Annotated in this window: 2 protein-coding genes; both read right to left on the reverse strand. The window is 32.4% G+C overall.

What is annotated here, in order from left to right:
- A partial coding sequence (locus ACI3VO_RS01085; protein ID WP_439756129.1) for an N-acyl-D-amino-acid deacylase family protein occupies window positions 1–1,232 on the reverse strand: 1,232 nt, incomplete at its 3' end.
- A gap of 188 nt (window positions 1,233–1,420) precedes the next feature.
- Window positions 1,421–1,818 (reverse strand): amidohydrolase family protein (locus ACI3VO_RS01090; protein ID WP_439756130.1); only part of this gene is annotated, 398 nt, incomplete at its 5' end.

Consider the following 1,818-nt stretch of genomic DNA (forward strand, 5'->3'; position numbering starts at 1 on the left):
GGATGGCATAATATAGTTTCTACGTCCTTTTCATCCATCAATACTATCGTTACTTGAACTCTACCATTTTCCTTATAAAGTATGTCAAACATTGTATTGTATACGTCTTTATCCCATTTAGCTGCTATTTCAGTTAGTTTCATTCCTTCCCTCCAAGAATCTTCATCCTTAGTAACTGAAACTATTGTTACATCATCCCATGAACGTAAGTTTCCACCGAAGTTTTGCCATCCTGGTAATCCATTTTCTATATCGTGAATTATTTGCTTTCTATTTTTTTCATCAGTTAATCTCTCTACCATTTTGTCTACTCCACCTTCAAACATCCAAGGAGGTAGTAATGCTGATAGAGAAGTCATTCCTGCGTTGTATGGATAAACATCAAATGACATTTTAACGCCTTCTTCTCTAGCCTTGTTTATTTTTGCAAATAATTTATCTGTTTGTCCAAAATTTTTATGTCCTAAACATTTTAAGTGAGATATATGAAGTCTTACACCTGATTTTTTAGCTACATCTATAGCTTCATCCATTGCTTCAAATATTTCGTCTCCTTCATTTCTCATATGAGTTGCATAGAAACCATCGTATTTAGCGACTTTTTTGCAAAGCTCTACTAATTCATTTTGTGTAGTATATTCACCTGGTAAATACACAAGACCTGAAGTCATTCCTAGAGGTCCTTCTTGCATACATTCATCTGCTAAATCGACCATATTTTCTAATTCTTTGTCAGTTGGTTCTTCTTTAGAGAATCCCATTTCATATATTCTAATTGGTCCTTGAGCTAGAAGTGGTGCTATATTTACTGCTGGTGGATTTTCTTCCATGTATTTTACATAGCTTTCATAGCTATCCCATGGTAATTCTAGTTTTACTGGCATACTTCCAACTATTCTTGTTCCTAAATAGTCAAGTAATAATTGTCTATTTTCTTCTTTTACTGGCGCTACACCTATACCACAGTTTCCTATAACATCTGTTGTTACACCTGAACGTATTCTACTACATGCGTTTCTATCATATACTAAAGACATATCTGAGTGAGTATGCATATCTATAAATCCTGGTGATACTACTTGTCCTTTTGCATCTATTATAGTTTTTGCATCTTCACTAGATAGATCACCTATTTTTGCTATTTTATCTCCTATTATTCCTAAATCAGCCTTATAAGCTTCTTTACCAGAACCATCTACTATAATTCCATTTATTATTTTTATGTCTAACATCTATAAAGCCTCCATTTTATTACTTTTTCAAAAAGGGGAACCACCATAATGGCAATTCCCCTTTTCTATATTAATAGTCATTTCTTAAGGGACAAGGGTTTTTAAGTTCTCGGTATACGAACTGTATTATAATATTTTAAAAGGTTAATGACTATTGATGTTTACATATTAATTATTTTGATTAAAAATTATTGATTTTGTCTTGCATAAGCGTTTTTTAATAATTTTCCTGGTAATACATCTACTTGTTTACCATTTTCTAAAGCAACTACACCATTTACAAGTACAGTTTCAATTCCTTGTGGATATTGTTTTGGATTAGCATAAGTTGCTTTATCTTGTACAGTATCTGGATTGAATATTACTATATCTGCATAGTTTCCTTCAGCTAAAGTTCCTCTTCTGTCTAATTTTAATACTTGTGCTGGAAGACCAGTTAATTTTCTTACAGCTGCTTCAAGAGAGAAGCATTTTCTATCTCTTACATATTCAGATAAAACTTTAGTTTGAGTACCAAATGCTCTTGGGTGAGTACTTGTTTTAGCTAATAATCCTTCTGTTGCTAAACTCATTGAGTCAGATCCTA

The sequence above is a fragment of the Intestinibacter sp. genome (assembly GCF_051866655.1).
In the GTDB taxonomy this organism is placed as follows: domain Bacteria; phylum Bacillota; class Clostridia; order Peptostreptococcales; family Peptostreptococcaceae; genus Intestinibacter.